The 20,372-nt window shown below is 64.9% G+C and carries 19 protein-coding genes and 1 pseudogene; 11 read left to right on the top strand and 9 right to left on the bottom strand.

Going from position 1 to position 20,372, the window contains the following annotated elements; all coding sequences use genetic code 11:
- The 5 genes from BLX41_RS34290 to thrS all read left to right on the top strand — a co-directional run.
- The coding region (locus tag BLX41_RS34290; protein WP_259744375.1) for a hypothetical protein at positions 1-83 on the top strand (83 nt) is incomplete at its 5' end.
- Positions 80-523 carry a phosphoribosyl-AMP cyclohydrolase gene (gene hisI, locus BLX41_RS02745; protein ID WP_123723670.1) on the top strand — a complete coding sequence of 148 codons (444 nt, stop codon included), beginning with the start codon at positions 80-82 and terminating at the stop codon, positions 521-523. The genes BLX41_RS34290 and hisI, both read left to right, overlap by 4 nt.
- Complete coding sequence (locus BLX41_RS02750; protein WP_123723671.1) at positions 513-1,073, top strand: gamma carbonic anhydrase family protein; 561 nt, start codon at positions 513-515, stop codon at positions 1,071-1,073. Before hisI ends, BLX41_RS02750 begins: the two co-directional genes overlap by 11 nt.
- 2 nt (positions 1,074-1,075) lie before the next feature.
- On the top strand, positions 1,076-2,410 hold the full coding sequence (locus BLX41_RS02755) for a dihydroorotase (protein ID WP_123723672.1): 1,335 nt from the start codon (positions 1,076-1,078) through the stop codon (positions 2,408-2,410).
- A gap of 29 nt (positions 2,411-2,439) precedes the next feature.
- A complete protein-coding gene (gene thrS / locus BLX41_RS02760) occupies positions 2,440-4,329 on the top strand; it encodes a threonine--tRNA ligase (protein WP_123723673.1) in 1,890 nt (629 codons plus the stop codon).
- 93 nt (positions 4,330-4,422) lie between these two features.
- Here the strand turns inward: thrS and BLX41_RS02765 are convergent, their stop codons facing one another.
- Positions 4,423-4,947 (bottom strand): DUF3617 domain-containing protein, encoded by a 525-nt coding sequence (locus BLX41_RS02765; RefSeq protein WP_123723674.1) that lies wholly within the window; start codon positions 4,945-4,947, stop codon positions 4,423-4,425.
- A 131-nt stretch (positions 4,948-5,078) separates the two neighbouring features.
- Here BLX41_RS02765 and cls point away from each other — a divergent pair, with 131 nt between their 5' ends.
- Positions 5,079-6,518 (top strand): cardiolipin synthase, encoded by a 1,440-nt coding sequence (gene cls, locus BLX41_RS02770; protein WP_123723675.1) that lies wholly within the window; start codon positions 5,079-5,081, stop codon positions 6,516-6,518.
- A gap of 36 nt (positions 6,519-6,554) precedes the next feature.
- Here the strand turns inward: cls and cfaB are convergent, their stop codons facing one another.
- The 8 genes from cfaB to hflK (BLX41_RS02810) all read right to left on the bottom strand — a co-directional run bounded on the left by cfaB (position 6,555) and on the right by hflK (BLX41_RS02810) (position 15,843).
- Positions 6,555-7,742, bottom strand: coding sequence for a C17 cyclopropane fatty acid synthase CfaB (gene cfaB, locus BLX41_RS02775; protein WP_123723676.1), 1,188 nt, complete (start codon positions 7,740-7,742; stop codon positions 6,555-6,557).
- 54 nt (positions 7,743-7,796) lie between these two features.
- Positions 7,797-8,615 carry an HvfC/BufC N-terminal domain-containing protein gene (locus BLX41_RS02780; protein WP_123723677.1) on the bottom strand — a complete coding sequence of 273 codons (819 nt, stop codon included), beginning with the start codon at positions 8,613-8,615 and terminating at the stop codon, positions 7,797-7,799.
- A complete protein-coding gene (gene bufB, locus BLX41_RS02785; RefSeq protein ID WP_123723678.1) occupies positions 8,606-9,451 on the bottom strand; it encodes an MNIO family bufferin maturase in 846 nt (281 codons plus the stop codon). The genes BLX41_RS02780 and bufB overlap by 10 nt, the downstream gene beginning before the upstream one ends.
- 65 nt (positions 9,452-9,516) lie before the next feature.
- Positions 9,517-9,768, bottom strand: a complete 252-nt coding sequence (gene bufA2 / locus BLX41_RS02790; RefSeq protein WP_123723679.1) for a BufA2 family periplasmic bufferin-type metallophore — start codon at positions 9,766-9,768, stop codon at positions 9,517-9,519.
- Positions 9,769-9,906: 138 nt separating this feature from the next.
- Positions 9,907-11,811: a heavy metal translocating P-type ATPase gene (locus BLX41_RS02795; protein ID WP_123723680.1), complete on the bottom strand. Its 1,905-nt coding sequence runs from the start codon at positions 11,809-11,811 to the stop codon at positions 9,907-9,909.
- On the bottom strand, positions 11,808-12,866 hold the full coding sequence (hflK, locus tag BLX41_RS02800) for a protease modulator HflK (protein ID WP_123723681.1): 1,059 nt from the start codon (positions 12,864-12,866) through the stop codon (positions 11,808-11,810). Before hflK (BLX41_RS02800) ends, BLX41_RS02795 begins: the two co-directional genes overlap by 4 nt.
- On the bottom strand, positions 12,863-13,903 hold the full coding sequence (gene hflC, locus BLX41_RS02805) for a protease modulator HflC (protein WP_123723682.1): 1,041 nt from the start codon (positions 13,901-13,903) through the stop codon (positions 12,863-12,865). The genes hflK (BLX41_RS02800) and hflC overlap by 4 nt, the downstream gene beginning before the upstream one ends.
- A complete protein-coding gene (hflK, locus tag BLX41_RS02810; protein ID WP_123723683.1) occupies positions 13,900-15,843 on the bottom strand; it encodes a protease modulator HflK in 1,944 nt (647 codons plus the stop codon). Before hflK (BLX41_RS02810) ends, hflC begins: the two co-directional genes overlap by 4 nt.
- Positions 15,844-16,088: 245 nt before the next feature.
- On the opposite strand from hflK (BLX41_RS02810), the gene BLX41_RS02815 reads away from it, so the two are divergent.
- From BLX41_RS02815 to BLX41_RS34295, 5 genes and pseudogenes are all read left to right on the top strand, one after another.
- Positions 16,089-16,715 (top strand): CDP-alcohol phosphatidyltransferase family protein, encoded by a 627-nt coding sequence (locus BLX41_RS02815; RefSeq protein WP_123723684.1) that lies wholly within the window; start codon positions 16,089-16,091, stop codon positions 16,713-16,715.
- A gap of 10 nt (positions 16,716-16,725) precedes the next feature.
- A complete protein-coding gene (locus BLX41_RS02820) occupies positions 16,726-18,483 on the top strand; it encodes a bifunctional alpha/beta hydrolase/class I SAM-dependent methyltransferase (RefSeq protein ID WP_123723685.1) in 1,758 nt (585 codons plus the stop codon).
- On the top strand, positions 18,483-19,829 hold the full coding sequence (locus tag BLX41_RS02825; RefSeq protein ID WP_123723808.1) for a phosphatase PAP2/dual specificity phosphatase family protein: 1,347 nt from the start codon (positions 18,483-18,485) through the stop codon (positions 19,827-19,829). The genes BLX41_RS02820 and BLX41_RS02825 overlap by 1 nt, the downstream gene beginning before the upstream one ends.
- Positions 19,819-20,274, top strand: a complete 456-nt coding sequence (locus BLX41_RS02830; protein ID WP_123723686.1) for a hypothetical protein — start codon at positions 19,819-19,821, stop codon at positions 20,272-20,274. Before BLX41_RS02825 ends, BLX41_RS02830 begins: the two co-directional genes overlap by 11 nt.
- A gap of 9 nt (positions 20,275-20,283) precedes the next feature.
- Positions 20,284-20,372: pseudogene (locus BLX41_RS34295) on the top strand (1-acyl-sn-glycerol-3-phosphate acyltransferase); the annotation flags it as partial.

Below are 20,372 nucleotides of genomic sequence, written 5' to 3' on the forward strand. Positions count from 1 at the left end.
CGGCCACGGGCCCGGCCAGCACCTTCATCGGGCTGTTCGAATACAACCTCAACACCCTGTACGACGCCCTGAGCCGACCATGATCCAGCGTCCGCCGCTGTCGCTGCTGGACCTGGAAACCGCCGCCCTGGGCAGTCGTTGGCCGCTGACCGCCGTGCTCGATGCCCTGCCCTGGAACAGCGACGGGCTGATCGCCGCCATCGCCCAGCAACACGACAGCGGCGAGGTGCTGATGCTGGCCTGGATGAACCGCCGGGCCCTGGCCGAAACCCTGGCCAGCGGCCAGGTCTGCTACTGGTCGCGCTCGCGCCAGTGCCTGTGGCGCAAGGGCGAAAGCTCCGGGCATCGCCAGCGTCTGATCGAAGCGCGCCTGGACTGCGATGGCGACGCCGTGTTGCTGCAAGTGGAGCAACAAGGCCCCGCCTGCCACACCGGCCGCCCCAACTGTTTCTACAACGCCATTCGCGATGGCGCGGTGGAAGTCATCAGTTCCCCCTTGAAGGACTCGCGCCATGATTCGTAAAAACCCCTCCGGCGACCTGCCGGTAATCGCCGAATCCGCCTACGTGGACAAGACCGCCATCATCTGCGGCAAGGTGGTGATCGGCGACAACGTGTTCGTCGGCCCCTACGCGGTGATCCGCGCCGACGAAGTGGACGCCAGCGGCCAGATGGAAGCCATCACCATCGGTGCCAATTCGAACATCCAGGACGGCGTGGTGATCCACTCCAAATCCGGCGCCGCAGTCACCATCGGCCAGCACACCTCCATCGCCCACCGCTCCATCGTCCACGGCCCCTGCGTGGTCGGCGACCGGGTGTTCATCGGTTTCAACAGCGTGCTGTTCAACTGCGTGGTGGGTGACGGCAGCGTGGTCCGACACAACTCGGTGGTGGACGGTCGCGACCTGCCACAAGGTTTCTACGTGCCTTCCACCACCCGCATCGGCCCCAAGACCGACCTGGCGCAGTTCCCTCCGGTGAGTATCAGTGCCTCGGAGTTTTCCGAGGACGTGGCCCGCACCAATGTCGATCTGGTCCGCGGCTACAAGGCCCTGCAGAACGAGTTTTGAGCATGAGCCGAATCCTTATCCGCAATGCCCGCCTGGTGAACGAAGGACGAGAGTTCGACGCCGACCTGCTGGTCAATCATGGACGCATCGAAACCATCGGCAGCCTCGACCACTTCAGCGCCGAACTGGAGATCGACGCCCAGGGCCAATGGCTGCTGCCAGGGATGATCGACGACCAGGTGCACTTTCGCGATCCCGGCGCCCCGGAAAAAGGCAGCATCCATAGCGAGTCCCGCGCCGCAGTGGCCGGTGGCATCACCAGCTTCATGGACATGCCCAATACCTCGCCGGCGACCTTGACCCTGGCCGCCCTGGCCGACAAGAAACGCCGTGCGGCCATCGCCTCAGTGGCCAACTACGGCTTTCACTTCGGCGTCAGCAACGACAACCTCGACACCGTCGCCGCCCTCGATCCCACCGAGGTCGCCGGGGTCAAGGTGTTCATGGGCGCCTCCACCGGCAACATGCTGGTGGACGATCCCCAGGTGCTCGACCGGCTGTTTCGCCAGGTACCGACCATCCTCCTGGCCCACTGCGAACACACCCCGAGCATCCAGCTCAAGCAACAACGCTGGCAGCAACTCTATGGCGATCAGATTCCCGCCGCCGCCCACCCGCGCATTCGCGACGCCGAGGCCTGCTACCGCTCCTCGTCCCTGGCGGTGGAACTGGCGAAGAAACACGGCACCCGCCTGCACGTCCTGCACCTCACCAGCGCCCGGGAACTGGCCCTGTTCGAGGACCGGCCCCTGGCCGAGAAACGCATCACCGCCGAAGTCTGCCTGCACCACCTGCTGTTCGATGAACGCGACTACCCGCGTCTCGGCCACTTGATCAAATGCAACCCGGCCATCAAGACCCAGGCCGATCGCGACGCCTTGCGCCAGGCCCTCAACAGCCAGCGCCTGGACATCATCGGCAGCGACCACGCGCCCCACACCTGGGAGCAGAAACAGCAGCCCTATACCCGTGCGCCCGCCGGCCTGCCCCTGGTGCAGCACGCCTTGCCGGCCTTGCTGGAACTGGTGGCGGACCAGGTTCTGCCCCTGACCACCCTGGTGGCCAAGACCAGCCACCGGGTGGCCGACCTGTTCGCCATCCCCGACCGCGGCTACCTGCGCGAAGGCTACTGGGCCGATCTGGTGCTGATCCGTGCCGAGCCGCAAGGCAAGGCTGTGGACAGCCAACCTGTGCTCGCCCAATGCGGCTGGACCCCCTTCGCCGGCCAGCGCTTTCGCCATAGCGTCGCCACCACCCTGGTATCGGGCCAGCTCGCCTGGCACCAGGGGCGTCTGTACGAACACTGTCGGGGCCTGCCCCTGCGCTTCAACCGCTAATCCCCAAGCCTGACCAAGGACCACCGAAGATGATCCGCATCACCCTGCCTGATGGCGCGTGCCGTGAGTACGACCAGCCGTTGTCCGTATTCGAGGTGGCCGCCAGCATTGGCAGCGGCCTGGCCAAAGCCGCCGTGGCCGGACGGGTCGATGGCCGGCTGGTGGACTGTGACCACCTGCTGGACACCGACGCTCGCCTGAGCATCGTTACCGCGACCGATGCCGATGGCCTGGAAATCCTGCGTCACTCCTGCGCCCACCTGCTGGCCATGGCGGTGAAACAGCTGTATCCCTCGGCCCAAGTCACCATCGGCCCGGTGATCGAGGACGGTTTCTTCTACGACTTCGCCTATGAGCGCCCTTTCACCCCCGAGGACCTGGAACTGATCGAGGCGCGCATGTACAGCCTTGCCGCCACCAATCACACCTTGCGCCGCCGCGAGCTGTCCCGGGAGCAGGCGCTGGAACACTTCGCCGACCAGGGCGAGCACTACAAGGTCCAGCTGATCCGCGACCTGCCCCCGGAGGCCGTGCTGTCGCTGTACCGCCAGGGCGATTTCGAAGACCTGTGCCGCGGCCCCCACGTGCGTACCACCGGCCAATTGCGGGCCTTCAAGCTGACCAAGGTGGCCGGCGCCTATTGGCGCGGCGATGCCAGCAACGCACCGTTGCAACGGATCTACGGCACCTGCTGGGCCACCCGCCAGGATCTGGACGCCTATCTGCTGCGCCAGGAACAGGCCGCCAAGCGCGACCACCGCAAGCTGGGGCAGCAACTGGACCTGTTCCACTTCGACGATTGCGCCCCGGGTTCGGTGTTCTGGCACGCCAAGGGCTGGACCCTGTTCAAGCTGTTGATCGGCTACATGCGCCAGCGCCAGGATCAAGCGGGCTACCAGGAAGTGAACACCCCGGATGTGATGGACCGCAGCCTCTGGGAAACCTCCGGGCACTGGCAGAACTACCGCGACCACATGTTCACCACCAGCACCGAGGACCAGCGCACCTTCGCCCTCAAGCCCATGAACTGCCCCGGCGCGGTGGCGATCTTCGGCCACGGCTTGAAGAGCTACCGCGACCTGCCCTTGCGCATCGCCGAGTTCGGCAAGGTCCATCGCTACGAACCTTCAGGGGCACTGCACGGCTTGCTGCGGGTCCGCCACTTCACCCAGGACGACGCCCACATCTTCTGCACCCCGGAACAGATGCAGGACGAATGCGCCCGCACCATCGCCCTGGTGTTCGACATCTACAAGGAGTTCGGTTTCGACGACGTGGCGGTGAAGCTCTCCACGCGCCCGGCCAATCGCATCGGCAGCGACGAGGTCTGGGATCAGCTGGAAAGCGCCCTGGTCGGTGCCCTGCACAGCATGCAGATCGACTATCGGCTCAACCCGGGAGAAGGCGCCTTCTACGGTCCGAAACTGGAGTTCGTGCTGCGCGACGCCATCGGCCGCGACTGGCAGTGCGGCACCCTGCAAGTGGATCTCAACCTCCCCGAGCGCTTCGCCATCAGCTACATCGCCGACAACGGCGAACGCCGGCAACCGGTGATGCTGCACCGCGCGCTGTTCGGTTCCCTGGAGCGCTTCATCGGCATCCTCATCGAGCACCATGGCGGCGCCCTGCCCTTGTGGCTCGCACCACAGCAGGTGGTGGTGCTCAACATCAGCGAGGCCCAGGCGGACTATGCCTGGGAAATCAGCGAGCGCCTGCGCCGACAGGGGCTGCGGTCCAGTGCCGACCTGCGCAACGAAAAGATCGGCTACAAGATCCGTGAACACAGCCTGCAGAAAGTGCCCTATCTGCTGGTGATCGGGGACAAGGAGAAAGCCGGAGGCTACGTCAGCCTGCGCAGCAGAAATGGCGAGGATCTGGGACAGCTGACACTGGAGCAGGTAGTGGAACGGATTGGCTAGCCGGTGTCCGGGCTTGTCGGCGAGGGCCCTGGTGTCTGCAGGGCCGCTTCGCCGACAAGCGCAGCGGCCCTCCGGCCGCTCGCACAAGGTCGGTCAGGAGGCGCGGGGTTTGACCGTGCCGCAGTCCTGGCCCAGCCATACGGCGCGGGTGTCCATGCTGCCCTTTTGCTGCATGCCGGTGGCATTGAAGGTGCCGATCACGTTGGTGGTGAACTCGCGATCACTGATGAACTTGGCCACCCCGTTGCCCTGAGCCTTGGGACAACTGAAGCGAAACTTCCATTGATTGCCGTTGCGCTCGGTGACCTGCTGCTGGCAACCCGATTGCGGGTCCTGCAGCGGAATGGTGTCGGACTTCACCTGGTCCGGCGTCAAGCACACCCGAATACCCTTGCCGCCCATGGTCACGCCCTGCTTCTCCAGCATCGCCCGTTGTTCCGGGGTCATCTGTTGCTGCAACTGGCCAAGAATCAGCGACAGGTCCGGCAAATTCTGGTCATCGACCTTCATGTTGCTGCTGGTCAGCTCCCACAAGCCCGGTTGCAGCATCTGCGCCTGCGCCGCCAGTGGCAGCGCCAATCCCGCCGCCAGGGCCCAACCCAGTAAACGAAGTTTCATCGAATGACTCCTAGACAGTAGTGGCCGTTAGACTTCGGCCAGGGCACGGCGTTGCATGCAGAATAAAATAGCGACATTCGCTGTGGAACATGGTCTGTTAGGCATTGAATCTTCAGGAGCAAGGTTGCCCCATGGATTATTTTGGCCCGCACATCTTCGGCTATCTCATTGCGCTGTTGCATTTTCTCGGGCTGATCGCCGCGATCCACGCGGTGCTCACCGTCAGGACCGCCCAAGGCGCCATTGCCTGGGCCCTGTCGCTGATGTTCATGCCCTATCTGACCCTGATTCCCTACCTGGTGTTCGGCCGCAGCACCTTCGATGCCTACATCCAGGCCCGGCGCCAGGCCAACGTGGAAATGCACAAGGCCATCAATGAGCTGAACTGGCGGCCCTGGGTCGAAGAGGCGCTCACCGCCCGTGCCTCCCAGGCCTATGCCACGCTGAGGGCCATGCCCAAGCTGGGGCGCATGCCATGCCTGGCCAACAATCAGGTGCGCCTGCTGGTCAACGGCGACGCCACCTTCGAAGCGATCTTCAATGCCATCCGCCGCTCCCACAAGGCGGTGCTGATCCAGTTCTTCATCATTCACGACGACGAACTGGGCCGGCGCCTGCAACGCCTGCTGCTGGAAAAGGCCGCCGAAGGCGTCTCCATCCATCTGCTCTACGACCGCATCGGCAGCCATTCCCTGCCCGCCGCTTATGTGCAGACCCTGCGTGACGCCGGGGTCCAGGTGCATGCCTTCGCCACTCGCAGTGGCTGGCTCAACCGCTTCCAGGTGAACTTCCGCAATCACCGCAAGATTGTGGTGGTGGACGGCTTGCTGGGCTTTGTCGGCGGGCACAACGTCGGTGACGAATACCTGGGCAAGAAGCCGCCCTTGGCGCCCTGGCGCGATACCCACGTCCAGGTCAGCGGCCCGGTGGTGGCCTGCCTGCAGGAGTCCTTTGCCGAAGACTGGTTCTGGGCGGCCCGGGAACTGCCGCCGCTGATCCTTCCGGACACTTACCCGGATGACGGCGTGCTCTGCCAATTGCTGGCCAGCGGCCCCGCCGATGCCTACGAGACGTGCTCACTGTTCTTCGTCGAGGCGATCCACGCCGCCAGCGAACGGGTGTGGATCACCAGTCCGTATTTCATTCCCGATGAAGCGGTCTTCGCCGCCCTGCGCCTGGCCGTGTTGCGGGATGTGGACGTGCGCATCCTGCTGCCCTCGCGCCCGGACCATCGCATCGTCTACGCCGCCTCCAGCCTCTACGCCTTCGAGGCGGTGCGCGCCGGGGTCCGGGTATTCCGTTACCAGCCGGGGTTCCTGCATCAAAAGGTGGTGTTGATCGACAACGAGATCAGCGCCATTGGCAGCGCCAACCTGGACAACCGTTCGTTCCGCTTGAATTTCGAAGTGATGCTGCTGACCGTGGATGACGACTTCGCCACCGAGGTGGAACAGATGCTGGAAACCGACTTCGCCAAGGCCCGGGAAATCGCCCGGGAAGAAAGCCGCCAGACCCACCGCCTGCAACAACTGGGCATGCGGGTCGCGCGGCTGATTTCACCGATTCTGTAGAGACTCACTCAGGGTCTGAAGGAAAGCCCGCCGGGCCTAGGGGTGATAGAGGTCGTCCCGGGTCCAGGGCAACTCATGACTGCCATCGGCATGGGTCTTGACCGCGAGGATCTGGTGCAGATTGATCCAGCCCTTGGCAAACGCATAGGCGCAACCCGCCAGGTACAGCCGCCAGATCCGTAGCGCCTGCGGCGGAACCTGCTGACCAGCCGCCTCCAGGTTGTCCTCCAGGCGCTCGCTCCAGTGATCCAGGGTGCGGGCGTAATGCAGGCGCAGGCTTTCGACATCGACGATTTCCAGCCCGGCCTCACTGATCTGCGCCGAAATCATCGCCAGGTGCGGTAACTCGCCATTGGGGAACACGTAACGCTCGATGAAGTCCCCGGCGCCCCGGCCCACGGGACGTCCATCGATGTGCTTGGCAGTGATGCCGTGGTTCATCACCAGGCCACCCTCGCGCACCGCATTGAACAGGGTCCGGCAGTATTCCGGCAGATTGGCATGGCCCACATGCTCGAACATGCCGACGCTGACCACCTTGTCGAAGCGGCCATCCTGAGGCAGGTCGCGATAGTCCAGCAGCTGCAGCTCCACCAGATCGTCCAGGCCTTCGGCACTGACCCGTTCACGGGCCAGGGCCAGTTGTTCCTTGCTCAGGGTAATGCCCAATACCTTGGCGCCAAACTCACGGGCGGCATAGCGGGCCAGCCCGCCCCAACCGCAACCGACATCCAGCAGGTAATCCCCCGGTTGCAGGCGCAGCTTGCGGCACAGGTGGCGGAATTTGGCTTGCTGGGCCTGTTCCAGGGATTCGCTGCCGGTCTCGAAGTAGGCGCAGGAATAGGCCATGTCACTGTCGAGCCAGAGCTGATAGAAGGCGTTGGAAAGGTCGTAATGGTAGGAAATGGCCGCCGCGTCCGTGGCCTTGTCGTGCAGCGTGCGCACCGGCTGATCGTCGTCATCTTCATCCAGCAAGGCCTGGCTCAGTTCGTCGCAAACCCGGATGACTTCACTGATGGAACCTTCGAGTTCCAGCTTGCCCTCGACAAAGGCGCCCCCCAGAGCGTCCAGGCTGGGATGGGTGAATTGCGCGACCAGTTGCGGGTCCTTGACCACAATGGTGACGCTGGGCTCCGGCCCAAGATTGAACTCATGGCCATCCCAGAGCCGCAGGCGCAAGGGTAATTGCAGATTCTGTAAGGCCGGTGGAAGTTGCGCGAGCATGGAAAATCCCCCCTGTTTCAGACGTCTGAAATGAGGGTAGACCATCTTGAAAAATTAGCTGGCTATCGACTTTCCAGCGGTTTTCCAGGACTCGCGGCGTACCACCAGGCCGTCTTCGACCCACTGTTTGAGCCAGGTAACGGCCTGCAACGGGGCCCCCTCAAAGTAAGTGACGGCCAGTTCGGCACAGAGTTCCGCGAAACTCCACTGCGCCTCGATCATGCCTTGCAGGCCTCGGGCTTCTGCTACCGACAGGCTGCGATAGCGGCAGACCCGATCCACCCGCCACACCAGGCAAGGCTGCTGTTGTTCGAGTAAAGCACTCTCGGGGAAATCCGCCTGATCCTTGACCGCACGCCACTGGGCGACGCTGTTGTAACGGCAGTCCAGCCACTGCACACCAGGCGCCAGCTGCAGTTGCAGCAGCGGCCACTCTTCGGCGTCCAGGGCCGCCATGTCCGGCACCGTCAGCACCAGGGCCTCGGCAGCGTCGAAGGCCAGGGTGAACGCCCACTCCAAGCGCGCCAGTTCCGCCAGGGGCAGGCCCTGCTCCGGCACCAGATGGCCCTGGATGAATTCAGCGAAGCCCTGCCCCAACCAGCGCAGGCTGAAATGCCGAGAGGGAGATTGGCGTATATAAGCGGCGGCCAGTGACGCGAACTCCTCATCGCCGAGCCAATGCAGGATCGTCGGAAAGTCCGCCACCATGACTTCCAGCAGCCGCGCCTGGTAGGCGTTGTGGTAAATCGCCAGACCGGTGGCGACATTCAGGGTCGGCCCGCCGATCAGGCTGTTGCCCAGCAGGCTATCCGCCTGGGGCTGCTCGTCCAGCAGGTAGCGCTCAAAGGCCAGCTGCCATTCGTTCAGGCGCATTGCAGCCTCCCGGACAGCGTCCGTTGCCCCAGCGCGCGAGCCTTGTGCAGTTCGTCGAGCAGTTCGCTCAACGGCGGAAAATGATCGTCACGTTCCAGCAGGGTCGCGACCGGCCCAAGGTGTTGCAGGGTGCGCTGGTACAGCTCCCAGACCGGATCGCACACCGGCTGGTCATGGGTATCGATCACGTAGTCGCCATGATCCTGATGCCCGGCCAGGTGCAATTGCCGCACCCGTTGCGCCGGTAGCCCCTGGATGAACTGCCAGGGATCGAAGCCGTGATTGCGCGAACTGACGTAGACGTTATTCACGTCCAGCAACAGCTCGCAACCACTGAGCTGGCTCAAGGCGGCCAGAAACTCCCACTCGCTGAACTGATCCGCCGCGGCCCGCACATAGCTGGAGACGTTCTCCAGCACCAGGGGACGCTCCAGCACCTCCTGTACCTGACGCACGCGGCCTGCCACGTATTCCAGGCTTTCCTCGGTGTAGGGCAATGGCAACAGGTCATGCAACTGATGAGCGTTGCCCCGGCTCCAGCACAGGTGATCGGAGACCCAGGCCGGACCAACCCGCCGGACCAACTGTTTGAGTTGCTTGAGGTAGCCCTGGTCCAGGGCATGGGGGCCGCCAATGGACAGCGATACCCCGTGCATCACGATGGGGTAGCGCTCGGCGATGGCGTCCAGGTAATAGAGGGCCTTGCCGCCTTCGACCATGAAGTTCTCGGACACCACTTCAAACCAGTCGACGTCCGGCGCTTCATCGAGAATCTGCTGATAGTAGGCGCTGCGCAAACCCAGGCCGTAGCCCAGGCTCGAAGGAAAATCAGACATCGCGAACTCCTCGCAAAGTAGCCGCAGTGGTCGTCAGCGCCACTGCGGCAACACAGGCTCGCGGCTTATTCGCCGACTTTGCCGCCGGCTTTTTCGCACGCCGACTGGGTCATGGCCTTGAAGCCCTGGCCTTTGCAGGCGCCCATGCCCTTGCAGGCGTGGTCCTTGGTCTTGCAGTCGTTCTGGCCTTTGCAGCCGTTGACGCCGTAACAATGAACCTGGGCATCGGCCGCCGACACCTGAGTGGCAACACCGGCAAACAGCGTAGCGGCAGCGAAAGCCAGGGCAGCACCGGCAGCGGTTTTCTTCATGTTCATGTTTTATTCCTCAATAGTCGCAGGGGGAGACGGGAGGCGTGTGCAGTCCCGTCATAGCACTAGAGAGAGGAGCCATCCCGGCGTTACAGCCGGGATGAAAAATATCTGCCCAGCCGCGTTTTGCCGGCAAGCCGGCGCCTACAGCTTCAACAGCGGTTCCTGGAAACGCAGCAGACGCCCGGCATTGCCCAGCACCAACAGCGTGCTGAGGTTATGCAGCAGCGCCGCGATCATCGCCCCCGCCACCCCCAGCCAGCCAAAGGCGGCAAAGGCGACGATGGCCAAAGTCCAGCCCAGGCCGATGATCACGTTGACCTGCAACGTCCGCCGGCACTCGCGACTCAAGCGCACACAGGTGCCCAGGCGCCGCAGGTCGCTGCCGATCAGCACCACATCCGCCGACGCCAGGGCGATGTCCGCACCACCGGCACCCATGGCCACCCCCACGACCCCGGCTTTCAGTGCCAGGGAATCGTTGATGCCGTCCCCCACCACCATCGGCCGGAAACCCTTGTCGATCTCCCCCAGCACGCGCTTGAGCTTGTCTTCCGGCAAGGCCTGGGCCTCGACATCGCTGATGCCCACCTCCAGAGCCAAGCTGTCCGCCACGCTCTGGCGGTCGCCGGTCAGCAGCAACTGACGACCCAGCCCCAGTTCACGCAACTCCTCCAGCGCTTGATGGGCCTCGGGTTTGACGCTGTCCGCCAGCAGCAACCAGCCAAGAAACTCGCCATTGAGCGCCAGGCCGGCAATCGGCCCGTCATGGCCGGGCACCGGGCCGGTAGTGATCTGCAACTGAGCGAACAGCTCCGGCCGGCCCAACGCCGCCTCGCCCTCCGCGGTGCGCGCCACCACCCCCAGGCCCTGACGCTCATGGATGTCGCTCAACGGCCATTGCGCCTCCTGAGGCACCAGCCCCGCCAATGCCCGGCTTACCGGGTGACTGCTGGCGGAGCCCAGGCTGGCGGCAAGACTGAGCATGCCCCGCTGATCGTCCAGAGGACTGTCGATGGCCTGCAGGCGCAAAGTGCCGAAGGTCAGGGTGCCGGTCTTGTCCACCACCAGGGAGGTCAGGTCCGCCAGCTCTTCGAGGAACGCCGAGCTGCGGATCAGGATGCCGTGGCGTGCGGCCACGGCGATCCCGGCGATGGCGGTGGCCGGAGCCGACAGCACCAGGGCGCAGGGACAGGCCGCCACCAGCACCGCCAGCATGGCCTGGGCATCGTTGGTGATGAACCAGGTCACCGCCGCCAACAGCAGCACCAGCACCAGATAGCTGCCGGCATAACGCTCCAGCAAACGGGTGATGGGCGGCTTGGCCCGTTCGGCGCTTTGCATCAGGGCGATCACTTTGCCCAAAGTCGACTCTTCGCCCGTGCGGGTCACTTGCAACCGCAGCAAGCCATCGAGGTTGATCGCCCCGCCGAACACCTGCATGCCCACTGAAGCTTCCAAGGGCACCGACTCGCCGGTAATCGGCGCGGTGTCCAGGCTGGCCTGGCCGGAGATCACCAGGCCATCGGCGGGCACCCGATCACCGGCGCGCACCTCCACCCGATCACCGGCCTTGAGGCTGGCGTTGTCCACCTCCAGCACGCTGCCATCGGCCTGGACCCGACGCGCCAGGCTGCGAGTCAGTCTTCCCAAGGCATCGATGGCTTCCTGGGAGCCAATCACACTGCGCTCCTCCAGCACATGGCCGAAGATCATGATGATCGGCAACAAGGCGGCGGTCAGCAGATCACCGGTGGCCCAGGCGCCGAGCATGGCCAGGGCGATCAATTGGTCGGTGATGCCGTGCAGGCTGGGGTAACGCAGGCTGAACCAGGCTGAACGCATCACCGGCACGGCCACCAGCAGCGAGGCCACGCCCAGCAGCAATTGGCTGACGCTCCCCTGCTCCGGGGCCAGCCAGCGCCACACCAATCCAAGACCCAGCAACCCCAGGGCCAGCATGGCCAGGGTCAGTTGGCGCGCGGCGCTGCGTTGCTCGGCGCTGGTCAGCATGCTGGCGGGGGCCGCAGCCTGGGTAGAAGCAGTCATTGTTCGGCTCCCTGAATGATCAGGCGGGAATCGTCTTTAGGGTTGACCGTGGTCACCGAGCCGGCCTGGCCGAGAATCTTCGGCAGGCGCTCGCGGTAGATGCGCAAGAGCATTTGCGGATCGGTGCCGTTGCGCTGCTCCTGGGCCAGACTCTGCACGGTGGCGGTCTGAGCCTGGGCCAGGGCCAGCCGTTCGCTGGCCTGGGCATGGGCCACTTGCAGGCTGCGGTCGGCTTGCTCATTGGCGCCCTGGGTCAGTTTCTCCGCCTCGGTACGGGCATTGGCCACGGCCTTGTCGGCTTGCTGGCTGGCGGTCAACACCGCATTGAAGGCACTCACTGCCGGGCCGGGCAGGCTCGACTGCACATCCACCCGCGTCACTTCGACGCCAATTCCCTGGCCACTGGCCGTCAGTTCCGCCAGGCGCTGATTGATGCCTTGCAGCAAATCGCCCCGCAGCCGTTCACGACGTTCGGCAGCCTGATTGTCACTGCCGATCAATTCCGGACGGGCCACCAGAATGGTGTCCAGATCCCGACCGGCAGTCAGGGCCAGGGCACTGCGGGTCACCAGGCGATCCAGGGCCGGCAGTACATGCTCGCCCTGCAACACATAGGCGTAAGGCTCGCTGACTTTGTAGAACACCCGCACATCCAACTGCACCACCCCGGCGTCACCGGTGAGCAGGTAGCCCGATCCGGCCAGCGCATCGTTCAAAGGTGTGGCCAGAGTGGCCACCCGGTCCCCTTCCCGCGCGGCGTCGGAACGCAGCAAGCCTTCAATCCGGCGTTCCAGGACCCGATCGGCGGCCGGCAGCAATACCACCTGTTCAAAAGGACGAGGCCAGGCCAGCAGCAACCCGGCGTCCTGCACGCGCTGCAAAGCGCCAAAGTGCAGGACCAGGGCCCGATTCTGCGGATCGATTTGCCGCACATTGGAGAATGCCCACGCCACCGCAGCCAGTACCGTCACGGCATACAGAGCGATAAATGCCAGACGACCGGCCTGAATCCACGGGCTACTCAGTTCATTTGTTCCACGTGGAACCTTACTCATGGCTGCGATCCGGATGCTTTGCTCGGCAGGCTCGGCGGGCCATCCACCAGCACCCGGAACGGCGCCGCGTCGGTACGCAGGATCAGTTTGGTACCCGGCGTGACCATGGTTCCCAAGGTGTCCAGGGAACGCAGCAGGTTATACAGCTGGGGTGAACTGGCGTAGGCCCGACCATAAATCTGCGCCGCTTCCACCCGGGATTGCGCTTCGATGTCCGCAGCCTTCACTGTCGCATCGGCCTGGACAATTCGTGCATCGCGCTCAGCGGCGGAACGAATCTGCGCCGCTTCGCGCTTGCCGATGGCGGTGCGTTCAGTGGCGATGGTTTCCCGCTCGGCGCGCATGCGGTCCACGGTGGCGCTCAGCGTCACTGACGGCAGAGTCAGACGCTCGATGCCCACCTGCACCACTCGCACGCCATAAGTGGCCAACAGTTGCCGGTCGATCTGTTTGCGCAGTTGCGCTTCAAAATCGGCAATCCGCACCTTGCCGGCATCGGTGTTCACCAGATCGGCCAGATCGAAACTGCTGGCGGTGGTTTCCAGGGCCGAGCCGACAAAGGTGCGAATCTGCCGCGCCGCTTCGTCGGGCTGGTTCTGCACCGCGCGCATAAAGCGCTGCACGTTGTCCGGATCACCCTGTACCCGCCACGCCACATACGCCTGGACGATAATGCGCAAACCGTCGCGGGTGCCCACATCCTGCAAACCGCTGGAGGTGGTGCGCAGGCGCAGATCCACCGCAATCGCCGCCTCGAAAGGCGCCGGCCAGCGCCAGCTCAGGCCCGGCTCCAGCAGCACTCGCGCCGGGTTGCCGAAACGGGTGATTACCGTGGCCTCGCCCGAGCGCACTTGCACCAGGCTGGCGGCCGCCACGGCAAACAGCACCAGCAGCAGCGCCCAGCCCATGCGCCGCCAGGGAAAAGGACCCGCCTCGGCCGGCGCCCCCTGATGATGGTGGTGATGCCCGTGATGGTGGTGATGGCCATGCCCATGGTCATGAGCGGCGTGATCGTGAGAGTGGGAAGACTGGCTCAATGGACGGCTCCTGGCTGAGCGGCTTTACGCGGCGCCAACGGGTCGGCCGGCAAGGTAAATGTACGCAGGTCGAGGGTCGGCGCACTGTCGCCCCCCAGACGGTGATCGAGGATCAGCAATCTGGCCCGGCTCAGGCCCTGGCTCAGTTGGCTCAAATACTGCTCCAGGACGAAGGCCTGCCCTGCGCTGGCATAGGCTTTTTGCTCGGCAGCAAAACGCAGGTCGGCGGCCTGGGCGGTGGCCTGCACTTCCCGGGCATCGGCCCGGGCCTTGTCGCTGACCACACTGGCCTGCAACTGCGCCTGGTTGGTCTGTTCGGCGGCAGCGCCTCGTTCCCGGGAAATCAGCGCCTGGGCGCCAATCTGTGCCGCTTGCACGCCGTGATAGGCATTAGCGGCGCCGGCCGGCGGATGAATGGCCTCCACCACCGTGGCGAGAATTTCCACGCCACTGTCGAGCCTGGCCAGATCGGCCTGCACGGCCCTGCCGATGTCGTCCGCCAGCGCTGTGCGATCCGCGCCCAGCAAACCGTCGAGGGTGCGCGAGGCAAAGTCGTGCACCAGTACCCGGCTGGCGGTGCTGCGAATCAGGGTCGGCACATCGCTGCTGTTATAGGTGGCGGCCAACGCCGCCTGATCGTCCAGGCCGATGCGATAGACCAAACGCACGTCCATGTTGACGATCTGGAAGCTCTGTTGCTGGGCGCTGCCACTGGCAATCACTTGGGATTTGTCATTCACATGGCTGGCGTCCCACAGGCGATTGGCAATCGAGGGGGCGGGGCCTTCGGCCGAGGCCGGCTGCAGCGGTTGCGGGCTCTCGCCAACGCTGGTGGCCAGCTCGTGGACCACACCGTTTTCCACACTCAAGACCCGCCCCAAAGGCCAGGGCAACCCCACATGCAAGCCGGGACCGAAGACTTCCACCGGCTTGCCAAAGCGCTCGTAAATGCCGCGATTCTGCATCGATAATTCATGAACCCCAGTCAACAGCCAACCCACCAGCAGCACCAGGGCCAACACCGGAGCCAAGGCCCGGCGCATATAGGCAAAGGCCCAGATCTGCCGCAGGTCGATGCCGAACCGGTTATGCAATTCGTGTTGCAGGCTGAGCAGGGGCTGGGGCGGCCAACGCAGCATATCGGCGATAAAACTGTGGGCCAGCAAGCGCGGCTCAAGCTGTTCCCGCTGGGGGCTGAACAGCGACAACAGTGCGCGCAACAGCAACTCACCTGCCACCAGCGCCGGCAGCAAGCCGATCAACACCGCCAGGCGCGCCGGCCACAGCGCCGTCTCACTGCTGAACAACAGGCACAGGGCACTGACCAGCAAACACACAATGGCCACCCGCAGCAGTTGCCCCAGGGCCGCAGCTTCCGGCCACTCCCCTGAGGGCTCCTGAGCCAACTGGCGCTCCAGCACCAGCAGGGCGAAGGCCAGCAGCAACCCGAGCACCGCCGCGACACTGGCACCCAAGCCCAGGCCGGCGGCCGGCAACGACAGATTGAACACCTGCATCGCGCTGTACAGGATCAGCAGCGACCAGCCGGCGAGCCACAAGGTCGGTGCGCCGATCTGCTGCAACAAGCGGCGCCAGCGCACAGCCAGGGCCGCCGTGAGTCCTTCGTGCGGCAGCTCTGTTGCCGGTAGCGCCAGCGCCGGTGAAGGGTTGATCGCCTCCTCCCGCCAGCGGCTGACCCAACAGGCCGATTGCAGGCCCGCCACCGCCACCAGCAAGGCACAGGACAGGTTCACCAACACTGCCGGCCAGATCGTCAGCGCCGCGAACAGGTCGACAAACACCGCCGACACCAGCCCCAGCACCGCCAGCCCGAGCAGGACCGCCCCCCAGCGCTGTAACCGACCGGCGTGGAACGCCGCCCGCTGGAACCGTGGCAACGCAGCCACTTCGGCCCCTTGCGTCTCAAGATCGACTTGCATACCACCCCGCCGCTCTAACCCGGCCCTGTGGATAAATCCGCGGCCGAAGAAAATCGAAATAATTCGTTACTTTATAACGCAGCTAGTGAAATTTTTGTCGCACTCCATGCCTTTTCATCCGGTGCGTGCGTCGTAGACACAGAGACAGCTGTTTGATCTGTGCAAAAACTTCTGATGTCAGCCCCCTGGCATTTAAGGCAATAATCCAGCCCTGCTCACCGCGTGCGACAAGGAACGGTCCCATCATGCTCTCGATCTACCAGCTCAAACCGCGCTTTCAGAACCTGCTGCGGCCGTTGGTGCAGCGCTTGTACGACAACGGCACCACGGCCAACCAGATCACCGTGCTGGCCGCCGTCATTTCGTTGCTGGTGGGCGCACTGATCGCCCTGTTCGCCAGCCACACCTGGCTCTTCGTCCTGATCCCCCTGTGGATGATCCTGCGCATGGCGCTGAACGCCATCGACGGCATGCTGGCCCGGGAATTCGGCCAGCAATCGCGCCTGGGCGCCTACCTCAATGAACTCTGCGACGTGGTCGCCGACAGCGCCCTGATCCTGCCTTTCGCCCTGCTCCCCGACGTCAGCCTGCTGCTGGTGCTGGCGGTGACCCTGCTGGCGCTGTTCAGCGAATACGCCGGGGTACTCGGGCCGATGGTCGGAGCCTCGCGGCGCTACGACGGCCCCATGGGCAAAAGCGACCGGGCCTTCATCCTCGGCGTGCTGGCCACCGGCATCGCCCTGGGCTGGCTCAGCGCCCTGTGGATAAACGGCGTGCTGGCGCTGGTCGCCGCACTGCTGGTCTATACCCTGATCAATCGGGTCCGCCAGGGCCTCAAAGAAGAAGTTCAGCACAACGCTCCCTCTGCATAAGGAAATGGCAATGCGCGACGCTCAACACCAGACGTTCCGGACCCATGACGGCGTCGAACTGTTTTACCGCCACTGGCCGGCCACTGAAGTGGTCCCTGGCGAACCGCGTCAGGCGGTGATGCTGTTCCATCGCGGTCACGAACACTCCGGGCGCATTGCCCATCTGGTGGACGAACTGAACCTGCCACAGTTCGACTTCTTCGCCTGGGACGCTCGCGGCCACGGCCAATCGCCGGGCGCCCGGGGCGACAGCCCGAGCTTCGCCACCAGCGTGCGTGACGTGCAGACCTTCTGCGACCACCTGGGCAGCGCTCACCAGATCGACGAAGAAAACATCGCCGTGGTGGCCCAGAGCGTGGGCGCGGTGATCGCCTCCACCTGGGTCCACGACTACGCCCCACGGATTCGCTCCCTGGTGCTGGCGTCCCCGGCGTTCAAGGTCAAGCTGTACGTACCTTTCGCTCGCCCCGGCCTGGCCCTGATGCGGCGTTTTCGTGGCAACTTCTTCGTCAACAGCTACGTCAAGGCGCGCTTCTTGAGCCACGACCCGGAACGGGTCCACAGCTACGACGCCGACCCGCTGATCACCAAGGCCATTTCGGTCAACGTGCTGCTGGGCCTGTATGAAGCCGCCGACCGGGTAGTGGCCGATGCCCAGGCCATCCAGGTGCCGACCCAACTGCTGATCTCCGGCTCGGACTTCGTGGTGCACCGCAAGCCCCAGGAGCAGTTCTTTGAACGCCTGGGCAGCCTGCACAAGGAAAAACACATCCTTCCGGGCTTCTTCCACGACACCCTGGGAGAAAAGAACCGGGCGCCGGCCATGGCCAGCATCCGCCGCTTCATCCTGCAGAACTTCGCACGCCCGTTGAACCGCCCTGCCCTGCTGGACGCCGACCGCCTGGGCGTTACCTGCGCCGAGTCCGAGGCCCTGGCCGCGCCGCTGCCGCACAACTCCCTACGCGACCTGTACTGGCGCGCCACCCGCGCCAGCATGCGCCTGGGCAGCCAGCTGTCGGCGGGGGTCAAGCTGGGCTTCGACACCGGCTTCGACTCCGGCAGCACCCTGGACTACGTCTACCGCAACCAGCCCACCGGGCATTCCGCGCTGGGTCGGATGATCGACCAGAACTACCTGAACTCCATCGGCTGGCGCGGCATCCGCCAGCGCAAGCTGCACGTGGAAGAACTGCTGCGCCAGGCCATGGAAAAGCTTCGTGAGCAGGACAGCGAAGTACACATCGTCGACATCGCCGCCGGCCACGGCCGCTATATCCTCGAAGCCCTGCAGGGGGTCAGCCCGCTGCCGGAGTCGATCCTGCTGCGCGACTACAGCGACATCAACGTGCGCGACGGCAGTGCCCTGATCCAGGAGAAGGGCCTGGGTGACATCGCGCGCTTCGTCAAAGGCAACGCCTTCGACCGCGAGGACCTCGCGGCCCTCGATCCCAAGCCGACCCTGGCGGTGGTGTCCGGGCTCTATGAACTGTTCGCCGACAACCAGATGGTGGGCGGTTCCCTGGCCGGACTGGCCAGCGCCGTGGAACCCGGCGGCTACCTGGTGTACACCGGCCAGCCGTGGCACCCGCAACTGGAACTGATCGCCCGCGCCCTGACCAGCCACCGCGAAGGCCAGGCCTGGGTCATGCGCCGCCGGACTCAGGCGGAAATGGATCAGTTGGTGGAGGCCGCGGGCTTTCGCAAGATCACCATGCGGGTGGATGAATGGGGGATCTTCAGCGTGTCCCTGGCGCAACGGGTGCAATGATGGCCGCTGGCGCCTTGCCGGCGCGGGAGTCGGGCCTGCTCAAGCCCGCGGTGCTCTGGCTGCTGTTGCTGGCACCGTTGTTCTTCAGCACCTACGGCTTCGCCACCTGGGTCACTGCCCAGCGCGACGACGTCGGCAGCCTGGTCTTCGACTGGGAACGGCACATGCCGTTCTGGGCCTGGACCATCGTGCCCTACTGGTCCATCGACCTGCTCTACGGCTTCTCCCTGCTGCTGCCCCGCAGCCGGGACGAGCTCAAGCGCCACGCTCTGCGCCTGCTCACCGCCCAGGTGATCGCGGTCAGTTGCTTCCTGCTCTGGCCGCTGCGCTTCACCTTCCCCCGGCCGGAGCTGGACGGGGTCTTCGGCTGGCTGTTCGAGGTGCTGGCCGGCTTCGACAAACCCTTCAACCAGGCGCCTTCCCTGCACATCGCCCTGCTGGTGGTGCTCTGGGTCTGCTTTGCACGGCATAGCCAGGGCTTCTGGCGCTGGCTGGTGCATGGCTGGTTCGGTTTGATCGGGGTGTCGGTGCTGACCACTTATCAACACCACTTTGTCGATGTGCCCACCGGCGCCCTGGCCGGGTGGCTGTGCGTCTGGCTGTGGCCCCTGGATCGCCCCAGCCCGCTGTTCAGTGCCCGTCTGGCCCAAGACCCGAAGCGCCGCCAACTGGCTCTGCGCTATGGCCTGGGAGCGGCGCTGTTCACGGGGGTGGCCTTTGCCTGGGGCGGCACCGCGCTGTGGCTGATCTGGCCCGCCGTGGCGCTGCTGCTGGTGGCTTTGAACTACGCCCTGCTGGGCGCCGAGGGTTTCCAGAAGCGCCAGGACGGCAGCCTCAGCCCTGCCGCGCGCTGGCTGCTGGCGCCTTACCTGGCGGCGGCCTGGATCAATTCGCGGCTGTGGACAAGAAAACATCCACAGCCAGCCCCGGTTGTGGATAACGTCTGGCTCGGGCGCCTGCCGACACCGGCCGAGCTCAAGGACAGCCCATTCGGCGCCGTGCTCGACCTGTGCGCCGAGCTGTCCCTGGACAGCCGCGGGCTGCGGGCCTACCAGAGCCTGCCGGTGCTGGACCTGTGCGCCCCCAGCGCCGAGCAGTGCCTGGCCGCCGCCCAGGGCATCGAACGCCTGCGCCAGCAGGGACCGCTGCTGGTGTGCTGCGCCCTGGGTTATTCGCGCAGCGCCACGGCGATTGCCGCCTGGCTGCTGCACAGCGGCCGCGCAGCCACGGTGGATGCCGCCATCGTGCAGATCCAGCGGGCCCGCCCGCAGATCGTCCTGCACCCCGCCCACCGCCAGGCGCTGCAAGCCCTGAGCAGCGCCGGGAGAACGGCCCATGTCCACTGAAATGCAGCTCTACAGCGTCGCCAGCCTGCTGCGCCGGGGCCGCGCCCTGGATCAGTTATCCACAGGCCTGACCCTGCTCGGCGTGCTGTATGGCCTGGGCCAGTACCTGCTGACCAGCGTCACCCTGGGCGGGCTGCTGGTCAGCCTGGCCCTGGTGCTGCTGGGGCTTGTGGAAAAGTACCTGGCGCTGCGGGTAGCCTTCGACGCCGACCTGTTTCAGCGCGTGGCCGACACTCCTGCGTCACTGGAACACAGCACCCAGGCCCTGGACCAGGCCCTGAACGCCCTTGGCCTGCAGCCTGCGCAGCGCGGCGGCCGGCCCTGGAACGAACGCAGCCGCGGAGCCCTTGGCCTGCTGCGCCGCCAGGCGTTACTGCTGGCAGCACAAGTGCTGGTGATACTGAGCGTGATCCTGGTCAGCCCCTGGCTGACCTTTGCCGGATAAGGAATGCCCATGTTCGAACCCCTGGTCGCCAATCTCATCACCTCCGCCGCCCGCAGCATCACCGGCGCCCGCAGCCTGTGGCTAGGCTCGGCACCGCA

The organism is Pseudomonas protegens (genome assembly GCF_003732485.1).
Taxonomy (GTDB): Bacteria; Pseudomonadota; Gammaproteobacteria; order Pseudomonadales; family Pseudomonadaceae; genus Aquipseudomonas; species Aquipseudomonas protegens_B.